This window comes from Comamonas sp. (assembly GCF_036666375.1).
Classification (GTDB): Bacteria; Pseudomonadota; Gammaproteobacteria; order Burkholderiales; family Burkholderiaceae_C; genus Comamonas.
Window position 1 is genome coordinate 1 of sequence record NZ_JAVWWA010000162.1, and the last position, 1,618, is coordinate 1,618.

1 protein-coding gene is annotated in these 1,618 nt (G+C 64.3%); it reads right to left on the reverse strand.

The window, feature by feature from the left end; all coding sequences use genetic code 11:
• Positions 1–1,379 (reverse strand): anthranilate synthase component I family protein (locus RR928_RS23445; protein WP_332684463.1); only part of this gene is annotated, 1,379 nt, incomplete at its 3' end.
• Positions 1,380–1,618: the final 239 nt, after the last annotated feature.

Genomic DNA, 1,618 nt, shown 5'->3' on the forward strand with positions numbered 1-1,618 from the left:
TACAGCATGCCGTCCTTGATCACGCCGGTGCGGATGGCGATCGCCACGTCCATGTCGCCCGCAAAGCTCAGATAGCCGCAGGCGCCGCCGTAGATGCCGCGCTTGACGGGCTCGAGCTGGTCAATGACTTCCATCGCGTGCACCTTGGGCGCGCCGGTCAGCGTTCCCGCGGGGAAGGTCGCCTTGAGCACGTCCATGCTGGTCATGCCCTCATTGAGCAGGCCTTCGACGTTGCTGACGATGTGCATCACATGGCTGTAGCGCTCGACCGCGAAGGCCTCGGTGACCTTGACGCTGCCGGTGCGCGCGATGCGGCCGATGTCGTTGCGCGCCAGGTCGATCAGCATCACATGCTCGGCGCGTTCCTTGGGGTCGTTGATCAGCTCGATCTCGGTGGCCTTGTCGGCTTCGGGCGTGGCGCCGCGCGGGCGCGTTCCGGCCAGCGGGCGGATGGTGATCTTCTGGCCCTCGGGCGTCTTTTCCTGGCGCACCAGGATTTCCGGGCTGGCCCCCACCACATGGAAATCTCCGAAGTGGTAGTAGTACATGTAGGGGCTGGGATTGAGCGAGCGCAGCGCGCGGTACAGGCTCAGCGGGCTTTGCGTGTAGCGCTTGTGGATGCGCTGGCCGACCTGCACCTGCATGAAGTCGCCCGCGGCAATCATTTCCTTGGCCTGCTCGACAGCGGCAATGTAATCTGCCTTGGCAAAGCTGCGCTGCGCCGGGTGGCTTTCGCTGGGCTTGAGCTGGGGTGCGCTGACCGAGTAGCGCAGCTGCTCCTTGAGTTCGCGCAGGCGCTTCTTGCCGCGCGAATAGGCTTCGGACTGCGACGGGTCGGCGTAGACAATCAGGTACAGCTTGCCCGACAGGTTGTCGATGACCGCGACTTCCTCGCACTGCAGCAGCAGGATGTCGGGGCAGCCCAGGTCGTCGGGCGGGCACGACTGCTCGAGCTTTTTCTCGACGTAGCGCACCGCGTCGTAGCCGAAATAGCCGGCCAGGCCGCCGCAAAAGCGCGGCATGCCGGGCGTCAGCGCGACCTTGAAGCGCTGCTGGTAGGCGGCAATGAAGTCCAGCGGATTGCCTGCATGCGTTTCGACCACCTGGCCGTCGGTGACGATCTCGGTCTTCGCATCGGCGCCAAAGCCGCTGGCGCGCAGCAGGCTGCGCGCGGGCAGGCCGATGAAGCTGTAGCGGCCGAAGCGCTCGCCGCCGACCACGGATTCAAGCAGAAAGCTGTACTTGCCATCGCCCTGGGCATGGGCCAGCTTGAGGTACAGCGACAGCGGGGTTTCGAGGTCGGCAAAGGCCTCGACCATCAATGGAATACGGTTGAAGCCTTGCGCGGACAGGCTTTTGAATTCGAGTTCTGTGATCACAGAAGGAGCTCCCAGCTCGGGGCGGCAGGCGGTTTCCGTTCGGGAAATACAGCGCGTACCGCAGTTCAATCTAACGGCCCGTCTAGGGCCACGGGTGCACGCTGGGACGTGCCCCAGGTGCCATCAAGCGTTCAAGTGCGTAGGCTTGCGCCAGGGCCAGGCTCCCCGGTCCTTGAGACCTGCAATGAACTTGCGGTGAATGAACATGGCGCAAAGTGTAGCAAACCCGCGGGGGCCAC